Raw genomic sequence first — 25,269 nt, forward strand, 5'->3', positions numbered from 1 at the left:
TTCTGACGTTAAAGTCGGTTTTAAAAAATTGTCAAAGGAGCGATTTCATACATGAAAAAGACCAAGATCGTTAGCACGCTTGGACCTGCAAGTAACACCACGGACATTATCGTAAAGCTGATCGAAGCGGGGGCTAACGTTTTCCGGTTCAACTTCTCCCACGGTGACCACGCCGAGCACCTTGAGCGCATGGGCATGGTTCACGAGGCGGAAAAGATCACCGGCAAGACCGTCGGCATCATGCTGGACACCAAGGGTGCGGAAATCCGCACCACGGTTCAGGCAACGCCAAACGGCAAGTTCGAAATGCACACCGGCGATGTGGTTCGCATCTCCATGGACGCCAGCCTTGAAGGCACGCCCGAGAAGATTGCGGTCACCTACCCAGGCCTGTACGACGACACGCACGTCGGTGGTCACGTTCTGTTTGACGACGGTCTGATCGATGTTTTGATCACCGAAAAGGACGAAGCTAACCGCGAACTGGTCACCACCGTTCAAAACGATGGCGTTCTGGGCTCCCGCAAAGGGGTCAACGCACCAGGCGTTGCCATCAACCTGCCAGGGATCACCGAAAAGGATGCCGATGACATTCGCTTCGGCCTGGACAACGGCATCAACTTCATCGCCGCTTCCTTCGTTCGTAAGCCGCAAGACGTCTTGGATATTCGTGAACTGCTCGAAGAAAAGGATGCCCTGAACGTCCAAATCTTCCCAAAGATTGAATCCCAAGAAGGTATCGACAACTTCGACGACATCATCAAGGTCTCCGATGGCCTGATGGTTGCCCGTGGCGACATGGGTGTCGAGATTCCGTTCGAACACGTGCCGCTGGTTCAAAAAGCCCTGATCAAGAAGTGCAACGCGCTGGGCAAGCCGGTTATCACGGCCACTCAGATGCTGGACTCCATGCAGGAGAACCCACGCCCGACCCGTACCGAAGTGAACGACGTGGCCAACGCCGTCTTCGATGGCACCGATGCGACGATGCTGTCCGGCGAATCCGCCAACGGCGAGTACCCAGTTGAATCCGTTGCCGCAATGGCTCGGATCGACGAGTACACCGAAAAGGCGATGCAGGACCAGGATGCTTTCGCACTGAAGGCTTACTCCAACGCCAACATCACCGAGTCCGTCGGCCAGGCTGTGGCCCACACGGCCCGCAACCTTGGCGTCAAGACCATCGTCGCGGCGACCAAGTCCGGCTTCACGGCTCGCATGATCTCCAAGTACCGGCCAAAGGCTGACATCTTGGCCATCACCTTCGATGAAAAGACGCAGCGCGGTCTGATGATCAACTGGGGCGTTTACCCAATCATCGCCGAGGCGCCTCAATCCACCGATGACATGTTCGACCTGGCGACCAAGAAGGCCCAGGAGTTGGGCTTCGCCGAGGAAGGCGATCTGATCCTGATCACCGCCGGCGTCCCGGTTGGCGAAACCGGCACGACCAACGTCATGAAGGTTCAGCTGATCGGCTCCAAGCTGGTCGAAGGCTCCGGTGTCGGTGACGACTCCACCGTTGGTAAGGCGGTCATCGCCACCAACGCGCAGGAAGCCATCGCCAAGACCCAAAAGGGTGACATCTTGGTTGTGAAGACCACCGACAAGGACTACCTGCCGGCCATCGAAAAGGCCGCAGCGCTGGTTGTTGAAAACGGCGGCTTGACCAGTCACGCCGCGGTTGTCGGCATCGCCATGGGGATTCCTGTGGTGGTCGGCGCCAAGGGTGCCCTGGACGCCATCACCGACGGCCAGGTCATCACCGTGGATTCCCGTCGTGGGATCATCTACAAGGGTGCGACCAACGCGCTTTAAGCTTGATTGCAACACCCGCTTTGCTTCGGCAAGGCGGGTGTTTTTGTGTGATTGAGCCGGGCGTTGAAAACGCTGACTGGCGGATGGTATGATTGAGTCAAAGCGACCGAAAGGAGTGGCAAATGAAAAACTTACAGGCGGGTGGCTTCCTCTTTGTCGGCGGGGCCATCATCATGACCACCACGAGGTTCGGCCAGGTGGTGCCATACATCGGCGCCGGCTGTGCGGTGCTGGGCGTGGGCATGCTAATTTATTACCTGTTCAGCGACGACGGCAAGTACTGATGCCGTGCGAAAACGCGGTTGCCAAGGCATGACCTTGGCAACCGCGTTTTTGGTGCCGCCGGGTGATCGGGCCACTGCGAATCGGTCAGGCCAATCGAGGAAAATCTCGTTGCGCGGCGGTGCGGCTCTGCTATAATGATTGGGTTAAGGTGGCGAAGTAATGAGCCATTCCTCACTTTAATCCAATTCGCGGAGGTCGGATTCGTGTCAGGCACCATGATTGCATTGTCTTTTGGCATCACATTCTTGTTAAGCGTTTTTCTCGCCGTCGGCATCACGTCTTTGATTTACTGGGTCAATGACCGTGCGATTTCACCGTTCATCGTGTCGCACCGGCGCGGGTTGGTTCGCGCGATCAGCCTGAGCTTCCTCGCGGTGCTTTACGTGATTCAGGGCCTGCAGTTTCAGGTCGACCCGGTCATGTCGGTGTTTGGCTACCACTGGGCCTTCCTGAACCTGATGCTGGTCTGTCTGTACGTCATCGTGGTGCAGGTCGGGGACCTGGTCACGCTCGCCGTGCAGGCCGTGGCCGCCGGTATGTACGTCTGGCGCTTCGCCGCCCCGCTGTCCGGTTGGGTGGTCGGCGCGTATTTGGTGTGGCTAGCGTTGCTGATGGGGTGTTACTGGCAGCGTCGGCGGCTGCATGAGTCGCGGCTTTTGGATCACCTGGCGATTCTGGCGGTCGGCGTCTGGGGCATCGGCACGATTTATTTGACGCAGCCGCGCAGCTGGGACGGTTGGTGGTGGGGGCGCGAGCTTCTGGCCTACGCGCTGTTGTCTGTCATCATCTGCGAGGCCAACCGGCTAATGCTGGCCACCGACGTGAAAACCGCCGACCTTCAGCGCGTCGCGGCTTACGAGCGGCTGACCGGCGACGCCGCGTTCACTCGCGATCAGGCCGAGCTGGCCCGGCTGTTGGTTCGCGCCCAAGACCTTGGCTTGAGCCTGACGGTGGTGGCGCTTGATGTCGATCGCTTCGGTGATTACAGTCGCAGCGTCGGGTTCTTGAGTGGCAACGTCGCCTTGGTCAAGTTCGCAGACGTCTTGCACGACGTGGTCGCGACGACCCCTAACGGCCGCTTCTTTCGCTCGGGCGGCGACGAGTTTACGCTGGCGCTGCTGGACGCCACCCCGCAGGCAACGGTGGCGCTGGTCGGCCGGCATCGCGGTGGCCGGCGTTCAGGACGATAGCATCAATGCGGTGCTCAAACGGGCGGATGATTTCCTGCGGGTGAGCAAGAAGCAGGGTCGCGACCGCATGTGCGGTGACGGGGTGGCGACGAGCGATCAGACACCGCGCCTCGCCTTTTTCGCCCAGGGCATTCAGGCCGCGGCGGCAGAGAAGGCTACGGCCTGGGGGGCGGAGCTGTTGCTTCGCGAGTACGATCAGGCGGCGGCGCGGTGGCTGTTGCCTAAGCGCTTCGACATCAGCGTTGAGCAGCAGATTGCGCTGATTGCGGCGGCCCTGAAACACACGCCGGTGCCGCGGGTGACCCTCAACTTGACGTTGGGACAGTTCTCCGATCCCGCCACCGCCGACGCCTTGGCCGGGTTCGCCACCGCCCCTTACGGCCCCGGCGAGCTGATTGTCGAGATCACGACCGTACCGGACCTCAACACCATCCGCCGAGTGACGGCGCGGTACCGCGACGCAGGCATTCGCGTGTTCATCGATGACGTCGGCTCGGACAACAGCTACGAGCTGGTGCAGCGGATCCTGCCATACATCGACGGGGTGAAGTTCGCGATGCAAAACCTCAGGCGCCATGAGTCATTGGGCCGCATTCGCGAGCGGGTCGCCTTTTGGGCGGCCGTCGCCCAAAAGGCCGCGATCACCTTCGTGCTGGAAGGGGTCGAAACCGCGGCCGATGTGCAATACGGTCAGCAGCTCGGCGTCGCGTACTTTCAGGGGTACTTCTTCGGCAAGCCGGCGCTGCCGGCGTGAGCCGAGGGCAAGCGTCGTCAAAGTGGTCGCCGTGGGCGGCCACTTTTTGTGTGGTGGCACCGCGGTGGTTGCTTTTTTATGTTAACTCCGCTACACTGTTACAAGACTAAACACGGAGGTCGAACATGGAGAGTTGGTTGTTTCTGCTGGCGGTGCTCGCCATAGCGGCGCTGGCCAAGAACCAGGCGCTTTTGATCGGGGTCGGGTTTGTGCTGGTGCTGAAGCTGGTCCCGGCCTTTCATCCGTTCCTGAAGCTGCTGCAGGCTCAGGGCATCAATTGGGGGGTCACGGTGATTTCCGCGGCCATCATGGTGCCGATTGCTACCGGCGACATCGGGGTCAAGGAGCTGATGCGCGTGATGAAAAGCCCCGCCGGCTGGATTGCCATCGCGATGGGGGTGCTGGTCGCGGTGCTTTCGGCCAAGGGGGTCGGCCTGCTGGCGCAAAGCCCCGAGATGACCGTCGCCCTGGTGTTCGGCACGATTCTCGGCGTGGTGCTGCTGCGCGGCATCGCAGCCGGGCCGGTGATTGCCAGCGGCATGACCTACGTGATTTTGACGGTGTTCAACCTGATTCCAGGTAAGTAACACACCATATATGGAAGCAATGTGCATGGCACAAAAGGAGCAAACATGAACTTTAACGGGCAAATCGTCGCCGCCGCGGTGACGGACAGCAATGACACACAGGTCTTCGCCCAGTACGACGGGGTGACCATGGCAATCGACCGCACCGAGTTTGAGGCAGCGCCGGCCGTCGGCACCGCCGTGTCCGGTTTTGCCTACGAGAACACGCACGGCGTCGCCCGGTTGACCACCAAGCTGCCCAAGGTCGGCCACGACCATTACGCCTTCGGGACGGTGGTTGAGGTGCGGCGCGACCTCGGGGTGTTCGTCAACATCGGCCTGCCGGACAAGGACATCGTCGTGTCCTTGGACCAGCTGCCGGAGCTGACCCGCCTGTGGCCCAACCGCGGCGACCGGCTGATGGTGCAGCTGATGATCGACAAGAAACACCGGCTGTGGGGGAGCCTGGCGGATGAGTCGATCATCCGGGCGGTGGCCAACCGCGCCAAGCCGGAGCTGATGAATCAGGACGTGACGGCGACGGTGTACCGCCTCAAGATGGCCGGCACCCACGTGTTGACCGATGATTTTTACCTGGGCTTCATTCACCCGGCGGAACGCGACGTGGAGCCGCGGCTGGGCGAGGTCGTGCATGCCCGGGTGATTGGCGTGAAGGACGGCGAGCTGAACCTGTCGCTCAAGCCGCGCGCCTTTGAGGCGATCGACGACGATGCCGGCATGGTGCTGGCGGTCTTAGAGCACAGCCAGGACCACCGGATACCGTTCACGGATAAAAGCGATCCGGAGGCGATCAAGCAGGCGTTCGGCATCAGCAAGGCCGCGTTCAAACGTGCGTTGGGCCACCTGATGAAGGCAAAGAAAATTCGCCAGCACGACGGTGTCACCGAACTGTTGTAGGAGGTTACCTTGGACGAGCTGATTGCGGATTTCATTCATTACCTGGACGTCGAGCGGGGGCTGGCCAAGACGACGCAGGTCAGCTACCGCCAGGACCTGCGGGAGTTTCAGGCGTGGCTTGAGCAAAGCGCCCAGCTGGACGCGTTTCCCAGCGAGCTGACGGTGATTCAGGCCTTCTTAGGGGACCAAAACGCACAAAAGGCGCCGAGCTCGCTGAGCCGCATGATCTCCGCGATGCGCCGCTTTTACCGCTACCTGCTCAAGGAGGCGGTGGTGGCGGCCGACCCAATGGTTCTGATCGACTCGCCCAAGCCGGCCCAGCACCTGCCGGCGACGCTGTCGAACACCGAAATCGACCGGCTGATGGCCGCCCCGGACCTGAGCAAGCCGCTTGGCCTACGCGATCGCGCGATTTTTGAGCTGATGTACGCCACTGGGCTGCGGGTGTCCGAGGTGGTCAACCTCCGGCTGGACCAGCTGCACCTGAGCATGAACCTGATTCAGGTGACCGGGAAGGGCGACAAGGAGCGCATTGTGCCGATCAGCTCCCAGGCCGCCGGCTGGGTGCAGCGTTACCTGCAAGACGCCAGACCGAGTCTGACGGTCAAGACCCGGCCGGCGACGGTGTTCGTGAACTTCCACGGCCGGCCGCTGACGCGCCAGGGCATCTGGAAGAACCTCAAGGCCTACATCGCGGCGCTTGGCATCAAGAAGAACGTGACGCCACACACGCTGCGCCACAGCTTTGCCACGCACCTGCTGGAGAACGGCGCGGATCTGCGCGTGGTCCAGGAGCTTTTGGGCCACAGCGACATCAGCACCACGCAGATATACACCCACCTCAGCAACCATAAAATCGTCGCGGTGTACCACGAGACCCACCCGCGGGGCTGATGGGGCGTGGTTTAGTCGGGACAGCGAATTTGCCCGGGACCGGCGCCTGTGGTATCTTATCCAAGAAAGACGCCCGGTTCAATGGGCGACGGTAGACATCGTGTGGAGGGTACAATGCTGACGAAATACAAGAATGATTATTCCAAAATTGCGATGGGCTTCCTGTCCTTTGAGCCGGATCTGAAGGACATGGGTCACCTCAAGACGGAGCTTAAGCTTTACACCGAGGACAACGCGCATGTGCTGTACCTCTACCGCGAGGCGGCCGGAGGCGATTTTGAAGGCGTGGTCGGCGTCGAGCTTGGCACCGACTTCGCTTTGGTCCGCCACCTGTCGCTGTCACCGGCCGTGCGGGATACGGCCACCCAGTACGCGGTGCTGGATGACCTGGCCGCCTTGTACCCGGAGCGCCGGCTGATGGGGACGCTTGAAAACGCGCCTTTGGTCGCCGGGTTCAACCAGCAGAGAAAAGAGGCCGGCCATGCCGCTGACACTGGTCTTAGATGATTTTTCCGGGCCACTGGACCTGCTGTGGCACCTGATTCGCACCAACGAGGTCGACATTTACGATATTCCAATCGCCGCCATCACCAGCCAGTACCTGGACTACCTGCGCCACATGCAGGAGCTCAGGCTTGATGTGGCCGGCGATTATTTCGTGATGGCCGCCAGCTTGATGGCGCTCAAAAGCCAGATGCTGTTGCCGCAACCGGAGGCGCAAGACGAGCTGGCCGATGATTACGTCGACCCCCGCGCGGATCTGGTGTCGCAGCTGTTGACCTACCAGGTTTACCAAGAGGCCGCCGCCGGCTTCAAGGCGCTGGAACGCGCCCGGGCGAAGTCTTACGCCAAGGCCGAAACGCTGCCTGACGCCGATTTTCAAGTGCCGATGGCCCCCGGGGCGGTCAAGCTGCGCGACCTCACCCAGGCGATGGCCGCGGTGGTGGCCCGGCAGCTGGCGACGGCTCAGACCATCGCCCACATCGAGGCCGAGCCGGTGTCCGTCACCGAACGGCTCGGTGAGGTGATGCAAGACCTCGCCAAGTGGCACACTTGCCGCTTCGAGCGGCTGCTGCAAAGGCGGACGGTCGAAGGGGTGGTGACGACCTTCATGGCCATTTTGGAACTGATGAAAAACGCGCAGATTGTCTGCGAGCAGGCCGAGCCGTTCGCCCCAATCATTGTCACCTTGAAGGAGGCCGCCTGATGCAACCGGCGCTTGAAGCCATTTTGTACACCGCCGGTTCGGCCGGCGTCGCCTTGGACCAGTTCGCCCAGCTGCTGAACATCAGCCCGGCCGCGGCCCGCCAGCAGCTCGCCAACCTGGCCCAAAGCCTAGAGGAAGACCCCAACCGCGGGCTAATGCTGCAGCAGGCCGATGACCGCTTCTTCCTGCTGACCAAGCCGGCGTTCGGCGACCTGCTGCACGCCTACTTCGCCGGACCGCCGGCGCAGGGGCTGTCGCAGGCGGCGCTTGAGGTGCTGGCGATCATCGCCTACCAGCAGCCAATCACCCGCATTGACATCGATGAGGTCCGCGGGGTCCAAAGCAGCGGGGCGCTGACCACGCTGGCGGCGCGGCGGCTGATTCAGGAGGCGGGGCGCAAGGAGGCACCGGGGCGGCCGATTCTTTACGCCACCACGCCTTTTTTCCTCGATTACTTCGGGCTGACCACGCTGGACGACCTGCCGGCGCTTGAGGCGGCCCAGGCGCCGCAGGAGGTGGACCTGTTCGCCGATTTTGACGCGGTGCTGCCGGCAACTGACAAAGGAGAAACGGATGACTGAACTGAGTGCTGAACGACTGCAAAAAGTGATTGCCAACGCCGGCGTGGCGTCACGGCGCCACGCCGAGGAACTGATCGCCACCGGCCACGTGATGGTCAACGGTGAGGTGGTCACCACCATGGGCGTGAAGGTCACGCCTAAAGACGAGATTCAAGTCGACGGGGTACCGCTGAACAAGGAGAAGAAGCGCTACTTCCTGTTCTACAAACCCCGCGGCGTGATCACCGCCGTGACCGACGATAAAAAACGCGCGGTGGTCACCGACTACTTCGCCGATGTGCGTGAGCACGTCTACCCGGTGGGGCGGCTGGACTACGACACGTCGGGGCTGCTGATCATGACCAATGACGGCGAGTTCGCCAACATGCTGATGCACCCGAGCTTCAAGGTCGACAAGAAGTACGTCGCCAAGGTCCAAGGCATCCCGACTCGCGCCCAGATGATGCCGCTGCGCGACGGGCTGGTGGTCGACCACAAGAAGCTGGCGCCGGCTCGCTTCAACATCATGTCAAGCGACAAGGACAAGCAGACCGCGATTGTGTCGTTGACCATTCACCAAGGCATCAACCACCAGGTCAAGAAGATGTTTCAGACGCTGGGCTTTCCGGTGATGAAGCTGTCTCGCACCGAGTACGGCCCCTTGAACCTCGAGGGGCTGGTCTCAGGTGAGCACCGGCCGTTGCGCCAGGCGGAGCTGACCGCCCTGCGTGATATGGCGGCGGCCGCAAGCCCCGAGGCGACGGCGGCGCGGCGCAAGAAGCCGGTGAGTCGCGAGGGCTGGGCACAGGCCAAGCGCAAGCGTGAAACCGCTCGCAAAAAGTAGTTGACACGACCGGGCGGTTTGGTTACAATTAGTACGTAATTAAATAACTGGTTCGTCTTCAGGGGCAGGGTGCAATTCCCGACCGGTGGTGAAAGTCCACGACCCGCGGCAACGCGGCCGATTCGGTGTGATTCCGGAACCGATAGTATAGTCTAGATAAAGAAGATGGGGCTTATTTTGAATGCTGAAATTCAAGAGAAGACTCATTATCCCCGGGGGTAGTGGGTCTTTTTGCTCCTCTGAAGCAACCATTGGAGGAATTCTTATGTCCAGTTCCAAGTTGCACCGGTTGGTTGGCGTTGCGTTGTTGGCCGCGGTTGGGTTCGTGCTCCAGATGTTTTTGGAGTTCCCGATTCTGCCGGCCTTTCCGTTCCTTAAGCTCGACTTGTCGGATCTGACTGTGCTGCTGGGTGGCCTGCTGTACGGGCCGGTCGGCGGCGTGATGACCGCCTTTGTTCGCAGCTTGCTGCACTATGTGCTGACCGGCGGCGGGGTGATCAACCTGGTCGGCGACGGCGCGTCCTTCATCGCCAGCGTCGGCTTCATGTGGCCAGTGGTCGCGATGATGAAAAACAAGAACTCGCTCGGCCGTCAGATTGGGGGCCTGGTTGCCGGCACCCTGAGCCTGACCGTCATCATGAGCGTCCTGAACTGGCTGGTCATCATGCCGATGTACCTGGCGGTGATGAACTTCAGTTTGGGGATGTCGACGCTCAAGTACGTGCTGATCGGCGTGGTGCCGTTCAACCTGATCAAGGGCGTGGTGGTTTCGGCCGTCTTCTTCGCCTTGGCCAAGGCGCTGATGCCGTGGCTTGAAAAGCAGCGCCGCGCCAGCCAGACGCCGCACTTGTCCTAAACCGCAGACATGACAAACGCCGCGCAGAATTGCGCGGCGTTTTTGCGTCAGTTGGGCGAAATGTTCAGTCGTGCGGCCAAGGCGTGTTGGCTCGCTTGATGGCGCCGGTCGGGCAGCCGCGGTAGGCCAGCTTGAAGGCAATCTGCTCGCTGGCCGTCAGCTCATGGGTGCCGGCGTTGTGGTCCGGAATCAAGCTGGCGATGCCCTCCGCGTCATAGCTAAACAGCCTGGGGGCCAGCAGCTGGCAGCGGCCGCAGGCGATGCAGGCGCTTTGATCCACTTTTCCGTAGTATAATGTCATCTTGAAGTCTCACTTTCTCGGGAGGTCGCCATGCTAGACGCGCTCATCATTCAATTCTTCTCGGCCACGCCGCGGCGGCCGACCGCGGTTTACCTGCTGCTAATCGGGAAGAAAACCATCTCGGTGCTGTTTGCGGCGCTGCAGCACGACCAGCTGCAGTGGCTTCAGCTCTACCCTACGCTGGCCCGGACCGATTTTCAAGCCGCGGTCGCCCGGCTGCTGGCCCAAGGTGCCTTGCAAAAGACCGATTCGGGGCTGGTGCTGGCGCGACCGGCAGTGCAGACGGCGGCCCAGCGCGAGCTGCCGCTGCCGGCGCATTACCGCGCCGACTGGGACCTTGAGGGCTTCGGGCGGCGGCTGGTGCTGGCGGTGCAGGCGGTGTCCGAGGCCCGGTTTGGCAACCGGCGCTACCGTCCGGCAGCCGATGACTGGGCCACGCAGCAGGCGGTGCGGCGCTGGTTTCAGGATTGGCACGGCGACTGGGACAGCGTGATTGGCGAGCTGACCGCGGCCTTTGCCGCGCTGCCTCAGGCGACCGCCGATCGGTTGGCCAACCACCTGATCGGCCACGGCTTCGTCGGCGGGGCCACCGTGGTGGGGCTTCAGGCGAGCCTGGAGTGGTGCGAGGCCCTCGGTCAACTGGCGGCCGCGCTTGCGTCGCACCCCGAATGGCCGGCGCTTCAAGCGCTTTGGGGCGGGTCGCACAGCCTGCTGAGCGCCAGCAATCAGGCGGCCTGCGAGCTGGCCGCCGCCGGGGTGGCGCGGCCCGAGATCCAGGCGCGGCTGCGGCTGCGCGAAAGCACGGTCAACGAGCACCTGCTCGGCGCGACTATTCTGGGCTGGCGGCCGCCGGCGAGCCTCTTTGAACCGGCGCTTGCCGCGGCCTTTGACGCCTTGGCTCAGCCGCACGAGCAGGATTACCGAAGGCTTTTGGCGACGGTTGACGGCGCCGATTTCTTCCACGTTCGCTTGTTTCAGATTCTACAGCTGCAAGGGAGGTGGTCCCATGCGTGAGTTGCGAGAGGTGCTTCAAGAGACTTTTGGCTATCCGGACTTTCGCCCCGGCCAGCAGGCGGTGGTTGAGGCGGCCCTGGCGCATCGCGATGTGCTGGGGGTGCTCCCGACCGGCAGCGGCAAGACGCTGTGCTACCAGCTACCCAGCCGGCTGAACCCGGGGCTGGTCGTGGTGGTGTCACCGCTGTTGGCGCTGATGGCCGATCAGGTGGCGCGGCTGCAGGCCGCCGGCGACAAGCGCGTGGTTGCCCTGTCCAGCCGGCTGAGCCCCCAAGATCACGCCTGGGTGCTGGCCCACTTAGGGGAGTACCACGTGGTGTTCATGGCGCCGGAGACGCTTTTGAAACCGGCGGTGCTGGCGAAGGTGGCGGCGCTTGGCGTTGCGCTGTTCGTGGTCGATGAGGCCCACTGCATCTCGGCGTGGGGTCCGGATTTTCGCCCGGCTTACCTCAAGCTCGGTGGGGCCATCGCCCGGATTCGCCCGGCCAGCACCATGGCGCTGACCGCAACGGCGCCGCGGCGCGTTCAGCAAGACATTGTGCAGGGGCTTGGGCTGCGCGACCCGGTCTTGGCCGTCGCGTCGGTCGATCGGCCCAACGTTTTTTTGGGCGTCGAGCAGGTGGCTGACCCCACCGCCAAGCGCCGGCGGCTGCTGGCGCTGGTGGCGGCCGTCGCCGGGCCGACCATTGTGTATTTTGACAGCAAGGCCCAGGCCGAGGCGACAAGCGCCGCCTTGGTGGCGGCCGGGGTCAAGGCCGCGTACTACCACGCGGGGCTTAACCCGGAGCAGCGTGACTTGATTCAACACCAGTTCATGGGCGATCGCATGCGCGTGATCTGCGCCACCAGCGCCTTTGGCATGGGTATCGACAAGAACGACGTGCGGCTGGTGGTGTACACGCACGTGCCGGAGTCGCTTGAGGCGTACTCACAAGGCATCGGTCGCGCCGGCCGCGACGGGGGCCTGGCGGTCAGCGTCGTGCTGGTGGCGCCGGGGGATCTGGCCCGGGCCGCCCAGTTCGCCGGCAGTCTGCCGGAGGCCGGGGTGATTCACACCGTCTTCAAGCACCCGGATGCCTACCAGGATTTCGACGATCCGCAGGTCAGCCTGATTCTGGCCTACATCAAGGCCGGCTTCGACGAGGCGGCGGTGACGCAGCGCTTGGCGGCGCGGCTGACCGAACGGGGCCAGGCGAGTGCGGCGATGGCCGCGTTTTTGACCACCACCGGCTGCCACCGCGCGGCGCTGGTCGCGCATTTTGACGCCCCGGCCGTGGCCCATCACGCCCTTTGCTGCGGCCCCGTGACGCCTGCGGTGCTGCAGCAGGTGGCGCCGAGCGCATCGCCTTTGCCACAGCCGAGTGCCTGGCGGGAAATATTTGCCAATATCTTTAGAATCAAGCCTTAGTCACCGGGGCCTTCTATGTTACAATGGTGAAAGCTGAGTAAGGAGGATCGTTATGCCCAAAAAACAAGAAGACCCACAATCTAACGACCCAACCAAACCGTGGGCTAAGAAGTTCGAAGACGACCGCGACGACGACGGCAACCTGTCGCGTGTCGCCACGCGCCAAAAGCACCACGGCACCACGGTATTGACCTACGTGGTTTGGATCTTGATCGCCGCCTTCGTGATCGTACCGATCACGATTTCCGCGATTTCACAGAATTCATCGGGCTCGGGCAACGACTCGATGCACATCACCGTGGAAAGCTCGTCCAAGGCGACCACGTCAAGCAAGCAGAAGACTAAGAAAAAGGCCAGCTCGAGCAAAAGCGCCAGCAGCAAGCCGGCAAGCACCAGCAGCAGCAAGCCGGCCAGCTCGAGTAGCAGTGTTGCCGCAAGCTCAAGCCAAAGCGCCAGCAGCGTCGCCGAAAGCTCTAGCTCGGCCGCAAGCACCAGCACCAGCAGTGCGACCAGCTCGAGCTCAACCACCGCTTCCGGGAGCTACACGGTGCAGGCGGGGGACAACCCTTACCGCATCGCCAAGAACCACGGCATGACGCTGGCTGAGTTCTACGCGCTCAACGGCCAGGGAACGCTGGTCCCGGGCCAGTCGGTCAAAGTTAAGTGAGCCAAAAGTTGAGCCGGGAACGGCTCAATTTTTGTGCCAAGCACGAAAGGGAGAATTGTGAGATGCAAATTGCAATCGACGGGCCTGCGGGTTCCGGGAAAAGCACCATCGCCAAGCTGGTCGCCTCAAAGCTGGGCTTCATCTACTGTGACACCGGCGCGATGTACCGCACGGCCACGGTGATGGCCACGCGCCTGGGGCTTGATTACGGCGACGAGGCCGCGATCATGGCCCACCTCAAGGACCTGACCATCACCTTCAAGCCGACGCCGGACGGCCAGCTGGTTTTCATGGACGGAGAGGACGTGACGCTGGCAATTCGCGAGCCGATCACGACCAACAACGTCAGCCAGGTGTCAGCGCTGCCGCAGGTTCGCACCGAAATGGTGGCGCGGCAGCGAGCGATCGCCGAGTCCGAAGACATCGTGATGGATGGCCGCGACATCGGGACCACGGTGTTGCCACACGCCGAACTCAAGATTTTCATGGTGGCCAGCGTGGCGGAACGCGCCAAGCGCCGCCACAAGGAAAACGTTGAAAAAGGCATCGACACGCCGCTTGACGTGCTGGAACGCGAAATTCAAGAGCGCGACCGCAAGGACTCCACGCGGGCCATCAGCCCGTTGCGCGAGGCCGCAGACGCGGTGCGAATCGACTCCAGCGCGATGACCATCGACGAAGAGGTGGCGGAGATCCTGAAACTCGCCGCAGAAAAACGTCGCGAGCAACGCAAATAAAGTTGGTAATTTCCGGCTGTGTTAGGTACAATAGACTTTGTATGACAGTCGTATAGGAGGATTTTTTGGCATGAGTGAAAACACTGCAGCAAACGAGAACGCCCAAACGATGGCGGACGCCTTGAAAGAGGTCGAAACCGTCCACATTGGGGACACCGTAAAAGGTGAAGTATTAGCCGTTGAGGACAAGCAACTGATCGTTGGGATCGAGGGCACCGGGGTTGAAGGTGTCGTTCCTCTGAAAGAATTATCTGCTCAGCCAGTCGATGACATTCGGGCAGTTGCTAAAGTCGGCGACGAGATCGACCTGGTCGTGATTTCCACGATCGGCAAGGACAAGGAGAACGGGCAGTACCTGCTTTCCAAGAAGCGCCTTGAAGCACAAAAGATCTGGAAGGACATCCAGGCCAAGCAGGAAGCCGGCGAGACCATCACCGCGCCAGTTTCCTCCGTCGTTAAGGGCGGCCTGGTTGTCAGCGCCGGGGTGCGTGGCTTCGTGCCTGCCTCCATGGTGGCCGACCACTTCGTCGAAGACCTGTCCCAGTACAAGGGCCAGACGCTGGAATTCAAGATTGTTGAAGTTGAGCCTAACGACAACCGTCTGATTCTTTCCCACCGTGCCATTGTTGAAGCCAACAAGAAGGAAGCCCGTCAGGAAATCTTCGCGAAGATTCAGCCTGGCGACGTGGTCGAGGGCAAGGTTGCCCGTCTGACCAACTTCGGTGCCTTCGTTGACCTCGGCGGCGTTGACGGTCTGGTTCACGTGTCCGAAATCGCCTTTGACCACGTTGACAAGCCAAGCGACGTGCTCAAGGTCGGCCAAGACGTCAAGGTCAAAGTCCTTGCCGTTGACCCGGATCGCGACCGCATCTCCCTGTCCATCAAGGCAACCCTGCCACAGCCTTGGGATGACATCGAAGACCGTGTCCCAGAAGGCGCCGTTCTCACCGGGACCGTGCGTCGTCTGACGTCCTTCGGTGCGTTCGTCGAAGTGTTCCCTGGCGTTGAAGGCCTGGTTCACATCTCCCAGATTTCCCACGAACACATCGGCACGCCGAACGAAGTGCTCAAGGAAGGCCAATCTGTTGACGTCAAGGTTCTGTCCGTCGACCCAGAGCAGCACCGTCTGGCCCTGTCGATCAAGGCACTGCAGGAGCGTCCGGAAGGCATGAGCGAAGAGCGTCCTAGCCGTGGTAACAACAACCGCGGCAACGGCGATCGTCCTCGTCGCAACAACCGTCGTGAAGAACACACCGCCATCCCGGCTGAATACCAGCAGGATGATTCCGGCTTCTCCATGAGCGATCTGCTTGGCGACGCCCTCAAGGACTTCAACAACAAAGACTAAGCTTTGACCTCTGGCGGGGGCGTGACGGCGGTCACGCCCTCGTTGTTGTGTCTTGGCAGTTTTTTCAAAACGCGTTCCCGATCGCTGCGTGCAGTGGGAGACGCAAGCCTTGGCTCGTTCAACGAGCCCTGCACGCATGAAAGGAAGTGACGCAATGGTACTGCCAACATTAGCCATCGTCGGCCGTCCGAACGTCGGCAAGTCGACCATCTTCAACCGGATTCTCGGCGAACGGGTGTCGATTGTCGAAGACACTCCGGGGGTCACCCGCGACCGGATTTACGGCAAGGCGGAATGGCTGGGCAAGGAGTTCGCCTTGATCGATACCGGTGGGATCGACATGGGCGATCAGCCGTTTTTGACCCAGATCACCCAGCAGGCCGAAGTCGCCATCGACGAGGCCGACGTGATTCTGTTTTTGACCAGCGTCGAGGCCGGGGTCACCGAGGCCGACGAGAAGGTTGCCCAGATCCTGTATCGTGCGGACAAGCCGGTGGTGCTGGCCGTCAACAAGGTCGACAACCCGGAACGCCGCAACGACATCTACGACTTCTACTCGCTGGGGTTCGGCGAGCCGTACCCGCTGTCCGGGACCCATGGCATCGGCCTGGGTGATGCGCTGGACGCGGTGTTCGCCGCGTTCCCGGACGAAGGGACGGACGTCGAGGACGACAGCATCAAGTTCTCGTTCATCGGCCGGCCCAACGTCGGCAAGTCCAGCCTAGTCAACGCGATTCTCGGCACCGAGCGGGTGATCGTGTCCGACATCGAAGGCACCACGCGCGATGCGATCGACACCAAGTTCGAACACGGTGGCCAGGAGTTCACGATGATCGACACCGCCGGCATTCGCAAGCGCGGCAAGGTCTACGAAAGCACGGAGAAGTACGCCGTGATGCGGGCCCTTCGCGCGATCGACCGCTCGGATGTCGTCTTGGTCGTGCTCAACGCTGAGGAAGGCATTCGCGAGCAGGACAAAAAGGTCGCAGGCTACGCCCACGAGGCCGGCCGCGGCGTGATCATCGTGGTCAACAAGTGGGACACGCTCAAGGAAAAGGATAACCACACCCTTCAGGAGTTCGAGGCCCACATTCGCGCCGAATTCCAGTACCTGGACTACGCGCCGATCGTGTTCGTCTCGGCCAAGACCAAGCAGCGCCTTCGCAACCTGCCAGCGATGATCGAGACAGTTTCTGAAAACCAGAACCGGCGCATCCAAAGCGCGGTGCTCAACGACGTGTTGATGGACGCCTTGGCGGTCACGCCGACGCCGACGATAAATGGCAAGCGCTTGAGAATCTACTACATGACCCAAGTGGCAGTAAAACCGCCTACCTTCGTGGTTTTCGTGAACGATCCGGACCTGCTGCACTTCTCTTATGAGCGTTTTCTCATCAATCAGCTCCGCAAGACCTTCGACTTCGAGGGGACGCCGATTCACTTGCTGGCTCGCAGTCGCAAATAGGCGTCGCGCCGGGGTTTGGCCGCGGTCGCAACTTTTCAATCGAATTTTTCAACGGGTTGCGATTCAACGCTAAATTTTAGCCAAAAAGGTTGATACGGCGGGGTTTGTGTGATAAATTTAGGATTGAAATAGTGATACGGGTTTATCATTGTTTCCTCATTCTTGGGGAATCCCCGAATGGGTCGTTTGGGCTTCGGCCTAAATAAATACGGAGGTGAAAGATCATGGCAAACAAAGCAGAATTGATCGAAAGCGTTTCTGGTACGACTGGCTTGACCAAGAAGGATGCGACTGCCGCTGTTGATGCAGTGTTCAGTTCCATTCAAGACGCTCTGGCAAAGGGCGACAAGGTTCAACTGATCGGCTTTGGTAACTTCGAAGTTCGCGAACGCGCTGCTCGCAAGGGCCGCAACCCGCAAACTGGTGCAGAAATTGAGATCCCAGCATCGAAAGTTCCTGCATTCAAGCCAGGTAAGGCACTCAAGGACGCTGTCAAGTAGTCTCTTGAACCTACTGGGGCATAAGGGGCCGAGTTTTTACTCGGCCTTTTTTTGTTGCCGGACGCACACGCTCTCATGGAGGATTCGATGACATATTCGCAACAAATGCTAGACGCGCTGGAGGCCGGCGACATCGCAAAGAGTCGCGAGCTGTTCCAGCAGGTGCTCAAACACGACGACGACGAGCAAAAATACAACCTCGCCGGTGAGCTTTACGCCCTGGGTTTCACGGGCCAGGCCCAGCGGCTGTACGAGGAGCTGATGGGCAAGTACCCGGACCTCGGCGACGTCAAAACGGCCCTGGCCGACATCGCCGTGGCCAACGGCGAGCCAGACCGCGCGATCAGCCTGCTCAGCCAGATCGACCCGGCCAGCGACGACTATCCGCAGGCGCTTTTGGCCCTGGCCGATGTGTACCAGACCCAGGGCCTGTACGAGGTCAGCGAGCAAAAGCTTCTGGCCGCCGCCCGGCTGGTGCCGGATGAACCGGTGGTGACCTTCGCGTTGGGGGAGCTGTACTTCGCCTGGGGCAAGGACGCGCTGGCCAGCGCGGCCTACGCGCAGCTGTTGAGCCAAGGCGTGGATGAGCTGGCCGGCGTCAGCATCCAGACCCGCTACGCCGCCACCTTGGCCAACCTCGGCCAGTACGAGGAGGCGGTCGCGGCCTTTGAGGAGGTCGAGGCCAGCGCCTTGGATCCCAACAGCGCCTTTCAGCTCGGCACCCTGTACCTGGAGCTCAAGGCCCCGCAACGCGCCATCGACACGCTGTCGCGGCTGATCGACGCGGATGCCAGCTTCGCCAACGCCTACTTGCCGCTGGCCCAGGCCCAGACGCAAGCCAACCAGCTGGACGCGGCGCTGGACACGGTGCAACGCGGTCTGTTGGTCGACGACACCAATCCCGATCTATACTTGACCGGAGCCCGGCTGGCGCTGCGCGAGTCGGCGCTGGCGCTAGCCGAGCAGTACCTGACCCGGGCCCGGGCGCTTGATCCGGAGAACCAAACGGTGATGCTCGAGTGGAGCAACCTGCTGCTGGCTAAAGGGGACGATCAAGCCAACATCGATTTTTTGGAGGCCATCGACGCCACCGACGAGGTCGACCCGCAGATCTACTGGAACCTGGCCAAGAGCTACGACCGGCTCGACAACGTGGCCAAGGCCCGGGAGAACTTCCTGTTGGCCTTCCGCAACTTCCAGGACTCGCCCGACTTTTTGCGCGAGCTGATTGACTTCTTCCAGTCGACCGGCGCCTTGCCGGAGCTCAAGGCCGCCCTGACGCGCTACCTGGCCCTGGTGCCGGACGACGACGCGATGCAGGCGCGACTCGACGAGCTGGCCGACCGCGACTAAGCAACTCAAAGCGCTGCGGCGGCCGGCCGCAGGCACGATGAACAGCCCTTCACGCCACCACTTAGGTCGCGCGAAGGGCTGTTCTTGTTCATGCGTTCGTTGTAAGACTAATGTTCATAAGAGCTCAAATGACTACTTTTGCGCGGCCGTCATCAATGCCTCTGAGGTGTTGGCGAGCTCGCCGGCCACCACGGCCTGCTCCAGCGCGTGAAGCACCCGGCCCAGGCGCGGTCCCGGGGTGAAGCCGGCGGCCATCAGGTCGGCGCCGGTGACGGCCAGCTCGTCTTTGGCGTGAATTGGCAAGGCGGCGTAGGCCTGAGTCGGCGATTCGGCCGTCTCGGCGGGGTTGAGCATGGCCCATGCGGTAGCGGCCACCGGCACGGCGTCGGCCCCGGCGGCGTAAAGCTGCCAAGGCGTCGGGTTCGGCAGCGCCGCCAAAAGATCGGCGGCCCGGGCCACCTGGTCGGCCAGCGCGTTGGCCTGCTTCCAGGCTTTCATCAGGCGCCGCACCGGCAGCTGCAGCAGGTGGGCGATTAGGGTCCAGGCCACCGCCGGGTCGACCAGCGGCGTGGTGGGCAAGGCGGCGAGTTGTTCGAGGCCCCGGCGCTGGTCGGCCAACAGCGGTGTGTGGGCGAAGAGCCCGGTGGCGATGAAGTTGGTCAGCCCGGCCTGGCGATCCAGGCCCAGCATCAGGCGGGTGAACTCGCTTGCGATGCGTTCGACGGAGACATGCGCCAAGAGCGGGGCGTTGTCGGTGATCGCGGCCAGGGTCGCCGGTTCGATCGCAAACCCCAGCTGGCTTTGAAACCGCACGGCCCGCATCATGCGCAGCGCGTCTTCGTGAAAGCGTTCGTGCGGGTTACCGACGGCTCGCAGGACGTGGTCGTGCAGATCGGTCAGCCCATCGAATAGGTCGACCACCGTGCCGTCGTGGCGAACCGCCAGCGCGTTGACCGTGAAGTCGCGTCGGCGCAGGTCTTCTTCAAGCGACCGCACGAAGGTGACGTGATCCGGACGGCGGAAGTCCTGGTAGCCGGACTCGGTGCGAAAGGTCGTGACCTCGTAGCCCTTGCCGTGCGACAGCACCATCACCGTGCCGTGCTGAATGCCGGTGTCCACCGTTTTGGGAAAAATCTGCTTGATCTCCGCGGGGTAGGCGGAGCTTGCGATGTCCACGTCGTGTGGCGGCAGCCCGAGCATCGCGTCGCGAACCGCGCCGCCGACGAAGTAGGCCTCGTAGCCTGCGGCCTCGATCCGCTGCATCAAGGGAATCGCGGCCTGAAACTCGGGGTGGGTCAAATCGATCTGCATGCAATCACCTTTTCCATTAGTCTGACATTATTCTACCACAGTCTGAAAATCTGGTAAGATAAGGGGAGACTCGGAGGTGCGAGATGACTAAAACAACGCGACGGATACTGTTGGATCTGGTTTTGATCGGCCTGGGCTGCGCCTTGTACGCGTTCGGCCTGGTGACGGTGAACATCGAAAATCACCTGGCGGAGGGCGGCATCACCGGCATCACGCTGCTGATTCGCTACTGGTGGCACCTGGATCCGGCGTATTCCACCATCATCTTGAACATTCCACTGATCTTCATCGGTTACAAGTACCTGGGCAAACGCGCCTTGGCCTACACGATTTACGGCACCGGCATGCTGTCGGGGTGGCTGTGGATCTGGCAGCGGTTGCCGGTCGGCCTGAACATCCACCACGACCTGTTCATCGCCGGGGTCTTGGCCGGGCTGTTTGGCGGCATCGGTTCTGGCTTGATTTACCGCGTCGGCGGCACCACCGGCGGCTCGGATGTGATCGCCCGGATTTTGGAGAAGCAAACCGGCATTCCGATGGGCAAAACGCTTTTGGCCTTCGACGTGCTGGTGCTGACCTTGTCGTTGACCTACCTGAACCTGGAGCTGATGATGTACACGCTGCTTGCCAGCTACGTCTTCTCGCGCATCGTCGACTTCACGCTGGAAGGCGCGTATGCGGCCAAGGGGGTCTTGGTCGTGTCCGACCAAGCCGAGCCGATCGCCGCGGCGATTATGGACCAGCTGGAGCGCGGCGTGACCTACCTGAACGCGGAAGGCGGCTTTGCCAGAGACCCCAAGCGCGTGGTCTACGCGGTGGTGGCCCCGACGGAAATCGCGGCGGTCAAGCGCATCATCGAGGGGCTTGACGCCAAGGCTTTCGTCACGATTTTGGACGTTCACGAGGCGCTGGGCGAGGGCTTCACCTACAAAAAGAAGCCGCGGCGGCTGTTTTTGAGCTGAGCGAGCAGGCGGTGAGGCGACTCGCCGCCTGTTTTTCGCCGCGGCGGGAATTCCATGTTATGATGGAAGCAATAAGAAGATTGGGGATACTATGCAAACTCTGACTGCAGACGCCATCAGCAAGGCGTACGGCGACAAGCAATTGTTTCGCCACTTGGATTTTTTGATCAATGAAGGCGACCGCATCGGCCTGATCGGCGTCAACGGCACCGGCAAGACCACGCTGCTCAACGGCCTGGCCGGCGTCGACCCGTTCGATTCGGGTGACGTGGTGACGCCCAAGACCTACCACATCAGCTACCTGGCCCAGGTGCCGGCGCTGGATCCCACCAAAAAAATCATGGACGCGGTTTACGGCGGTAGCTCACCGGTTTTCGACGCCTTGCGCCAGTACAACCGGGCCTTGGCCGCCTACACCAAGCAACCGCTGGATGAGGCGACGCAGGTGGCCTACACCAAGGCCGACGCCCGGATGACCCAGCTGGACGCCTGGAACACCGACACCGACATCAAGACCATTTTGAGCCAGCTGCACATCACGGACCTCGACCAGGTGATCGGCAGCCTCTCGGGCGGCCAGCAAAAGCGCGTCGGCCTGGCGCAGGTTTTGATCGAGTCGCCGGACCTCTTGATTCTCGACGAGCCGACCAACCACCTGGACTTTGACTCCATCGACTGGCTGGAGTCCTACCTCAGTCGCTACAAGGGCGCCTTGCTGGTCGTGACCCACGATCGCTACTTCCTGGATCGCGTCGCCAACAGCATCTGGGAGCTGGACGCAGGCCAGCTTTACAAGTACACCGGCAACTACGAGGCCTACGTCGGTCAAAAGGCCGAGCAAACCGTCAAGGACACCGCCGCGGCCCACAAGCAACAGCAGCTGTACCGCCAGGAGCTGGCGTGGATGCACGCCGGCGCCCAGGCGCGGTCGACCAAGCAGCAGGCGCGAATCAACCGCTTCAACGACCTCAAAGACGACATGCAGGGCCGCCCGGCGAGTGCGGGCACCGTGGCGATGAAGGTCGCAAGTACCCGGCTTGGCAAAAAGGTCATCGAGATGCACGACGCCAGCCTGGTGCTCGGCGATCACCGGATTCTCTCGCACTTCGACTGGCTAGTGCAGCCGGGCCAGCGCATCGGCATCACCGGGCTCAACGGCGCCGGCAAGTCCAGCCTGCTGAACGTGATTGCCGGCAAGCTCCCGCTGGACTCGGGCGTGTGCGAGCTCGGCGAAACCGTCCGCTTGGGCTACTACACGCAGCTGAGCGTGGAGCTGGACGGCAGCTTGCGGGTGCTCGAGTACCTGCAAGAGGCCGGTGAGGAGCTGGTCACCGACAACGGCGAGCGCATCGCCGTCGCCCAGCTGCTCGAGCAGTTCCTGTTTCCCCGCAGCATGCATGGCAATCTGATCTCGCGCCTGTCCGGCGGGGAGAAACGGCGCCTGTACCTGCTCAAAATCCTGATGCAACAGCCCAACGTGCTGCTCTTGGACGAGCCGACCAACGACTTGGACGTCGCGACCTTGACGGTGCTTGAGGACTACCTCGACCAGTTCCCGGGCACCGTGATCACGGTGTCGCACGACCGCTACTTCCTGGACAAGGTGGCCGACCACCTTTTGATTTTCCAGGGGCAGGGCCAGATCGACCGCCACGTCGGGCTGTTCACCGACTACCTGAAGGCCGCCGGCAAGAAGGCCGCCGCACCCACCGCCAAGAAGGCCGCGCCGGCGCCGGTCGCACCCGCGGCGCCGAAGGTCAAGACCAAGCTGACCTACGCCGAGCAGATCGAGCACAAGCAGCTGCAGGCCAAGATGGACGCGACCGACGACCAAATCTCGGCCTTGAAGGCCGAGATGGCCCAGGTCCCCGGGGATGACTACCTGAAGCTGGGTGACTTGCAGCAAAAAATTGACGACCTGAACACTAAGCTCGACCAGATGTTTGACCGCTTCGCGGAACTTGACGACTACGTGGAGGATTGATCGCCATGCTCGAAACGCCGTACCTCAACTTGCTTGACCATGTTTTGACCCACGGCCACTACAAGGAAGACCGCACCGGCACCGGGACCTACAGCGTCTTTGGGGCCCAGCTGCGGTTCGACCTCAGTGCGGGCTTTCCGCTTGTGACCACCAAGCGCGTGCCCTTTGGCTTGATCAAAAGCGAGCTGCTGTGGTTCTTGCACGGCGACACCAACATCGCCTACCTGCTGGCCCACCACAACCACATCTGGGACGAGTGGGCCTTCGCGCGGTTCGTGCAGAGCCCGGACTACCGCGGCGCGGATATGACCGACTTCGGCCGACGCCGGCTATTGGATGCCGATTTTGCCGCGCAGTACCAGGCGGAGATGGCGGCCTTCACCGCGCGGATTTTGGCGGATGCCGATTTTGCCGCCAAGTACGGTGAGCTCGGCCCGGTGTACGGGCGGCAGTGGCGAGCCTGGCAGACCAGCACCGGCGAAACGCTGGACCAGCTGGCCCAGGTGGTGGAGGCGATTCGCACCACGCCGGATTCCCGCCGGCTAATTGTCTCGGCCTGGAACCCGGAGGACGTGCCGCACATGGCGCTGCCGCCGTGCCACACGCTGTACCAGTTCTACGTCAACGACGGCAAGCTGTCGCTGCAGCTGTACCAGCGCTCCGGCGATCTGTTTCTCGGGGTGCCGTTCAACATCGCCAGCTACGCGCTGCTTTTGGCGATGGTGGCGGCCGTCACCGGGCTTGTTCCCGGCGAGTTCGTCCACACCTTCGGCGACGCGCATATCTACGCGAATCACGTCGAACAGGTTCGCACCCAGCTGACCCGGACCCCGCACCCGGAGCCGACGCTGACGTTGACCGGCGGCCGCACCGCGCTTGAGGACTTTGAGCTGGCCGACATTCACCTTGACGGCTACGACCCGCACCCGGCGATCAAGGCGCCGGTGGCGGTGTGACAGGAGGAGACGACATGATTGCATTCCTTTGGGCCCAGGCGGCCAACGGCGTGATCGGCCGAGACGGGCGGCTGCCGTGGCATTTGCCCGACGACTTGGCCTTTTTCAAAGCCCAGACGCTGGGCCAGCTGACCGTGATGGGGCGCAGCACCTGGGAGGCGCTGCCCAAGCGGCCGCTGCCCGGCCGCACCAATGTGGTGATGACCCGCCAAAAAGGCTTCCAGGCAACCGGCGCCGTGGTCTGCCAAGACGTCGCCGCCGTGCTGGCGCTGGCCAAGGCGAACCCGGCGCAAAACCTGGTGGTGACCGGTGGCGCCCAGGTGTTCGCCGCCTTCGCTGGCGTGGTCGACACGCTATGGGTGACGCGGCTGGCCGGCGATTTCCTGGGCGACGTGGTGATGCCGCCGCTTGACTGGGACGCCTTCACCCGCGTCGCCGCCCGGACGGTGGTTGACGCCGATCCGGCCTTGACCCACACCTTCGAGACCTGGGTGCGGCAGGCGCGGTGACGGCAATGTAGCTGGTCCCAATCAAAAATGGTCCGAGCCACAATTGTGGGTCGGACCATTTTTGAGTTGGTCAGCGTTGTCAGACGAACAGGTAAATCGAGGCATACATCAAGGCGCTACCGAGGATCACGAACAGGTGCCAGATGACGTGGATGTAGGGAATCTGCTTTTGCGAGTAGAGCACCGCGCCGAACGTGTAGGCGACGCCGCCGGCCACCAGCAGCCAGAAACCGACCGGGCCGAGGTGTTGCCACAAAGGCGCCATGCCGATCAGGCACAGCCAGCCGAGCACCACGTAGATGGCGGTTTCGGCCCACTTCAGCTTGCCCAGCCAAAAGACCTTGTACAAAATGCCGCCGAGGCACAGGGCCCAGATGGCAAGCAACAGGCCGATGCCCAGGCCGCCGCCGATCGCCACCAGGCAGTAGGGCAGGTACGACCCGGCGATCAGGATGAAGACGCCGGAGTGGTCGATCACCTGCAGGACCTTGCGTGCCTTGGTGAAGTACAGGCCGTGAAACATCGTCGAGGCGGTGTACAGCACGATCAGCGCCAGGCCGAAACCCAAAAACGTGGCGAGGCGCAGCGGCGTCGTGGCGCGAAAGGCCAAGGCGACGGTACCGACCACCGAAAGTCCCAGCGCGAAGGCGTGGGTGACGGCACTCATCATCTCATTGTTGAATGTGTAGTAGCGCGAGCGGGGCTTGGCGTTGAGTTGCATCTGACAGACTCCCTTCCTTAACAAGTTTATGATACCACGGGGAAACACGATACACAATGACATCTAGTTTTTAAAACCAAGTCAACTGTTACTGACAAGCAAGCCTGGTTTTGTTATACTGGTGGAGTCAAGAACCCTATT

The 25,269-nt window shown here is 61.8% G+C and carries 27 protein-coding genes and 1 riboswitch; of the genes, 24 read left to right on the forward strand and 3 right to left on the reverse strand.

Translation table 11 applies throughout. The features are described from left to right. Positions 1-51 precede the first annotated feature (51 nt). From pyk to NUH19_RS00345, 12 genes are all read left to right on the forward strand, one after another. On the forward strand, positions 52-1,818 hold the full coding sequence (pyk, locus tag NUH19_RS00290) for a pyruvate kinase (protein WP_262314560.1): 1,767 nt from the start codon (positions 52-54) through the stop codon (positions 1,816-1,818). 122 nt (positions 1,819-1,940) lie between these two features. Continuing rightward, the gene (locus NUH19_RS00295) at positions 1,941-2,102 is read left to right on the forward strand and encodes a hypothetical protein (protein WP_262314561.1); all 162 of its coding nucleotides are present in this window, start codon (positions 1,941-1,943) and stop codon (positions 2,100-2,102) included. A 204-nt stretch (positions 2,103-2,306) separates the two neighbouring features. Continuing rightward, positions 2,307-3,293 carry a GGDEF domain-containing protein gene (locus tag NUH19_RS13095; protein ID WP_262314562.1) on the forward strand — a complete coding sequence of 329 codons (987 nt, stop codon included), beginning with the start codon at positions 2,307-2,309 and terminating at the stop codon, positions 3,291-3,293. A 10-nt stretch (positions 3,294-3,303) separates the two neighbouring features. After that, on the forward strand, positions 3,304-4,047 hold the full coding sequence (locus tag NUH19_RS00305) for an EAL domain-containing protein (protein ID WP_262314563.1): 744 nt from the start codon (positions 3,304-3,306) through the stop codon (positions 4,045-4,047). Between the two features lie 125 nt (positions 4,048-4,172). Beyond that, positions 4,173-4,634 carry a DUF441 domain-containing protein gene (locus NUH19_RS00310; RefSeq protein WP_262314564.1) on the forward strand — a complete coding sequence of 154 codons (462 nt, stop codon included), beginning with the start codon at positions 4,173-4,175 and terminating at the stop codon, positions 4,632-4,634. Between the two features lie 45 nt (positions 4,635-4,679). Continuing rightward, positions 4,680-5,531, forward strand: a complete 852-nt coding sequence (locus NUH19_RS00315) for a CvfB family protein (protein WP_262314565.1) — start codon at positions 4,680-4,682, stop codon at positions 5,529-5,531. Between the two features lie 9 nt (positions 5,532-5,540). Then, complete coding sequence (xerD, locus tag NUH19_RS00320; protein ID WP_262314566.1) at positions 5,541-6,425, forward strand: site-specific tyrosine recombinase XerD; 885 nt, start codon at positions 5,541-5,543, stop codon at positions 6,423-6,425. Between the two features lie 114 nt (positions 6,426-6,539). Next, positions 6,540-6,932, forward strand: a complete 393-nt coding sequence (locus NUH19_RS00325) for an N-acetyltransferase (RefSeq protein ID WP_262314567.1) — start codon at positions 6,540-6,542, stop codon at positions 6,930-6,932. Further along, positions 6,907-7,632 carry a segregation and condensation protein A gene (locus NUH19_RS00330; protein ID WP_262314568.1) on the forward strand — a complete coding sequence of 242 codons (726 nt, stop codon included), beginning with the start codon at positions 6,907-6,909 and terminating at the stop codon, positions 7,630-7,632. Before NUH19_RS00325 ends, NUH19_RS00330 begins: the two co-directional genes overlap by 26 nt. Next, the gene (gene scpB / locus NUH19_RS00335; RefSeq protein ID WP_338085505.1) at positions 7,632-8,213 is read left to right on the forward strand and encodes an SMC-Scp complex subunit ScpB; all 582 of its coding nucleotides are present in this window, start codon (positions 7,632-7,634) and stop codon (positions 8,211-8,213) included. Before NUH19_RS00330 ends, scpB begins: the two co-directional genes overlap by 1 nt. Then, positions 8,206-9,036, forward strand: a complete 831-nt coding sequence (locus NUH19_RS00340; RefSeq protein ID WP_262314569.1) for a pseudouridine synthase — start codon at positions 8,206-8,208, stop codon at positions 9,034-9,036. Before scpB ends, NUH19_RS00340 begins: the two co-directional genes overlap by 8 nt. Before the next feature lie 50 nt (positions 9,037-9,086). After that, positions 9,087-9,207: riboswitch (FMN riboswitch) on the forward strand. A gap of 94 nt (positions 9,208-9,301) precedes the next feature. After that, the gene (locus NUH19_RS00345) at positions 9,302-9,892 is read left to right on the forward strand and encodes an ECF transporter S component (protein ID WP_262314570.1); all 591 of its coding nucleotides are present in this window, start codon (positions 9,302-9,304) and stop codon (positions 9,890-9,892) included. Between the two features lie 64 nt (positions 9,893-9,956). On the opposite strand, the gene NUH19_RS00350 is transcribed toward NUH19_RS00345, so the two are convergent. After that, positions 9,957-10,193, reverse strand: coding sequence for a ferredoxin (locus NUH19_RS00350; protein WP_262314571.1), 237 nt, complete (start codon positions 10,191-10,193; stop codon positions 9,957-9,959). A 30-nt stretch (positions 10,194-10,223) separates the two neighbouring features. Here NUH19_RS00350 and NUH19_RS00355 point away from each other — a divergent pair, with 30 nt between their 5' ends. The 8 genes from NUH19_RS00355 (at position 10,224) to NUH19_RS00390 (ending at position 18,685) form a co-directional block, all read left to right on the forward strand. Beyond that, complete coding sequence (locus NUH19_RS00355; RefSeq protein ID WP_262314572.1) at positions 10,224-11,207, forward strand: YpbB family protein; 984 nt, start codon at positions 10,224-10,226, stop codon at positions 11,205-11,207. Beyond that, complete coding sequence (locus tag NUH19_RS00360; protein WP_262314573.1) at positions 11,200-12,615, forward strand: RecQ family ATP-dependent DNA helicase; 1,416 nt, start codon at positions 11,200-11,202, stop codon at positions 12,613-12,615. The genes NUH19_RS00355 and NUH19_RS00360 overlap by 8 nt, the downstream gene beginning before the upstream one ends. A gap of 52 nt (positions 12,616-12,667) precedes the next feature. Further along, a complete protein-coding gene (locus tag NUH19_RS00365) occupies positions 12,668-13,282 on the forward strand; it encodes a LysM peptidoglycan-binding domain-containing protein (protein WP_262314574.1) in 615 nt (204 codons plus the stop codon). A gap of 62 nt (positions 13,283-13,344) precedes the next feature. Then, the gene (cmk, locus tag NUH19_RS00370; protein ID WP_262314575.1) at positions 13,345-14,019 is read left to right on the forward strand and encodes a (d)CMP kinase; all 675 of its coding nucleotides are present in this window, start codon (positions 13,345-13,347) and stop codon (positions 14,017-14,019) included. Positions 14,020-14,089: 70 nt separating this feature from the next. Beyond that, a complete protein-coding gene (rpsA, locus tag NUH19_RS00375; protein ID WP_262314576.1) occupies positions 14,090-15,367 on the forward strand; it encodes a 30S ribosomal protein S1 in 1,278 nt (425 codons plus the stop codon). 154 nt (positions 15,368-15,521) lie between these two features. Beyond that, positions 15,522-16,832 carry a ribosome biogenesis GTPase Der gene (gene der / locus NUH19_RS00380; protein ID WP_262314577.1) on the forward strand — a complete coding sequence of 437 codons (1,311 nt, stop codon included), beginning with the start codon at positions 15,522-15,524 and terminating at the stop codon, positions 16,830-16,832. A gap of 224 nt (positions 16,833-17,056) precedes the next feature. Beyond that, a complete protein-coding gene (locus tag NUH19_RS00385) occupies positions 17,057-17,332 on the forward strand; it encodes an HU family DNA-binding protein (RefSeq protein WP_225047286.1) in 276 nt (91 codons plus the stop codon). A gap of 87 nt (positions 17,333-17,419) precedes the next feature. Continuing rightward, entirely contained in the window at positions 17,420-18,685 is a 1,266-nt protein-coding gene (locus tag NUH19_RS00390; protein ID WP_262314578.1) for a tetratricopeptide repeat protein, read from the forward strand. Positions 18,686-18,817: 132 nt separating this feature from the next. Here the strand turns inward: NUH19_RS00390 and NUH19_RS00395 are convergent, their stop codons facing one another. Beyond that, positions 18,818-19,996, reverse strand: a complete 1,179-nt coding sequence (locus NUH19_RS00395) for a CCA tRNA nucleotidyltransferase (protein ID WP_262314579.1) — start codon at positions 19,994-19,996, stop codon at positions 18,818-18,820. Positions 19,997-20,079: 83 nt separating this feature from the next. Between NUH19_RS00395 and NUH19_RS00400 the strand changes: the two genes are divergently transcribed. From NUH19_RS00400 to NUH19_RS00415, 4 genes are all read left to right on the forward strand, one after another. Then, on the forward strand, positions 20,080-20,958 hold the full coding sequence (locus NUH19_RS00400; RefSeq protein WP_262314580.1) for a YitT family protein: 879 nt from the start codon (positions 20,080-20,082) through the stop codon (positions 20,956-20,958). 91 nt (positions 20,959-21,049) lie between these two features. Next, positions 21,050-22,942 (forward strand): ABC-F family ATP-binding cassette domain-containing protein, encoded by a 1,893-nt coding sequence (locus NUH19_RS00405; RefSeq protein ID WP_262314581.1) that lies wholly within the window; start codon positions 21,050-21,052, stop codon positions 22,940-22,942. Positions 22,943-22,947: 5 nt separating this feature from the next. Then, positions 22,948-23,898, forward strand: a complete 951-nt coding sequence (locus tag NUH19_RS00410) for a thymidylate synthase (RefSeq protein ID WP_262314582.1) — start codon at positions 22,948-22,950, stop codon at positions 23,896-23,898. A 14-nt stretch (positions 23,899-23,912) separates the two neighbouring features. Next, positions 23,913-24,407, forward strand: a complete 495-nt coding sequence (locus tag NUH19_RS00415) for a dihydrofolate reductase (protein ID WP_262314583.1) — start codon at positions 23,913-23,915, stop codon at positions 24,405-24,407. A 79-nt stretch (positions 24,408-24,486) separates the two neighbouring features. On the opposite strand, the gene trhA is transcribed toward NUH19_RS00415, so the two are convergent. Next, a complete protein-coding gene (gene trhA, locus NUH19_RS00420) occupies positions 24,487-25,128 on the reverse strand; it encodes a PAQR family membrane homeostasis protein TrhA (protein ID WP_262314584.1) in 642 nt (213 codons plus the stop codon). Positions 25,129-25,269: the final 141 nt, after the last annotated feature.

Source organism: Lacticaseibacillus parakribbianus, from assembly GCF_025490915.1.
GTDB lineage: Bacteria > Bacillota > Bacilli > Lactobacillales > Lactobacillaceae > Lacticaseibacillus > Lacticaseibacillus parakribbianus.

Coding starts and splice junctions, on each gene's coding strand:
- cmk (WP_262314575.1), top strand. CDS start 13,345: ATGCAAATTGCAATCGACGGGCCTGCGGGTTCCGGGAAAAGCACCATC.
- der (WP_262314577.1), top strand. CDS start 15,522: ATGGTACTGCCAACATTAGCCATCGTCGGCCGTCCGAACGTCGGCAAG.
- NUH19_RS00395 (WP_262314579.1), bottom strand. CDS start 19,996: ATGCAGATCGATTTGACCCACCCCGAGTTTCAGGCCGCGATTCCCTTG.
- rpsA (WP_262314576.1), top strand. CDS start 14,090: ATGAGTGAAAACACTGCAGCAAACGAGAACGCCCAAACGATGGCGGAC.
- NUH19_RS00325 (WP_262314567.1), top strand. CDS start 6,540: ATGCTGACGAAATACAAGAATGATTATTCCAAAATTGCGATGGGCTTC.
- NUH19_RS00345 (WP_262314570.1), top strand. CDS start 9,302: ATGTCCAGTTCCAAGTTGCACCGGTTGGTTGGCGTTGCGTTGTTGGCC.
- NUH19_RS00410 (WP_262314582.1), top strand. CDS start 22,948: ATGCTCGAAACGCCGTACCTCAACTTGCTTGACCATGTTTTGACCCAC.
- trhA (WP_262314584.1), bottom strand. CDS start 25,128: ATGCAACTCAACGCCAAGCCCCGCTCGCGCTACTACACATTCAACAAT.
- NUH19_RS00390 (WP_262314578.1), top strand. CDS start 17,420: ATGACATATTCGCAACAAATGCTAGACGCGCTGGAGGCCGGCGACATC.
- NUH19_RS00340 (WP_262314569.1), top strand. CDS start 8,206: ATGACTGAACTGAGTGCTGAACGACTGCAAAAAGTGATTGCCAACGCC.
- NUH19_RS00350 (WP_262314571.1), bottom strand. CDS start 10,193: ATGACATTATACTACGGAAAAGTGGATCAAAGCGCCTGCATCGCCTGC.
- NUH19_RS00315 (WP_262314565.1), top strand. CDS start 4,680: ATGAACTTTAACGGGCAAATCGTCGCCGCCGCGGTGACGGACAGCAAT.
- NUH19_RS00400 (WP_262314580.1), top strand. CDS start 20,080: ATGACTAAAACAACGCGACGGATACTGTTGGATCTGGTTTTGATCGGC.
- NUH19_RS00355 (WP_262314572.1), top strand. CDS start 10,224: ATGCTAGACGCGCTCATCATTCAATTCTTCTCGGCCACGCCGCGGCGG.
- scpB (WP_338085505.1), top strand. CDS start 7,632: ATGCAACCGGCGCTTGAAGCCATTTTGTACACCGCCGGTTCGGCCGGC.
- pyk (WP_262314560.1), top strand. CDS start 52: ATGAAAAAGACCAAGATCGTTAGCACGCTTGGACCTGCAAGTAACACC.
- NUH19_RS00360 (WP_262314573.1), top strand. CDS start 11,200: ATGCGTGAGTTGCGAGAGGTGCTTCAAGAGACTTTTGGCTATCCGGAC.
- NUH19_RS00385 (WP_225047286.1), top strand. CDS start 17,057: ATGGCAAACAAAGCAGAATTGATCGAAAGCGTTTCTGGTACGACTGGC.
- NUH19_RS00365 (WP_262314574.1), top strand. CDS start 12,668: ATGCCCAAAAAACAAGAAGACCCACAATCTAACGACCCAACCAAACCG.
- NUH19_RS00330 (WP_262314568.1), top strand. CDS start 6,907: ATGCCGCTGACACTGGTCTTAGATGATTTTTCCGGGCCACTGGACCTG.
- NUH19_RS00405 (WP_262314581.1), top strand. CDS start 21,050: ATGCAAACTCTGACTGCAGACGCCATCAGCAAGGCGTACGGCGACAAG.
- NUH19_RS00310 (WP_262314564.1), top strand. CDS start 4,173: ATGGAGAGTTGGTTGTTTCTGCTGGCGGTGCTCGCCATAGCGGCGCTG.
- NUH19_RS00295 (WP_262314561.1), top strand. CDS start 1,941: ATGAAAAACTTACAGGCGGGTGGCTTCCTCTTTGTCGGCGGGGCCATC.
- NUH19_RS00415 (WP_262314583.1), top strand. CDS start 23,913: ATGATTGCATTCCTTTGGGCCCAGGCGGCCAACGGCGTGATCGGCCGA.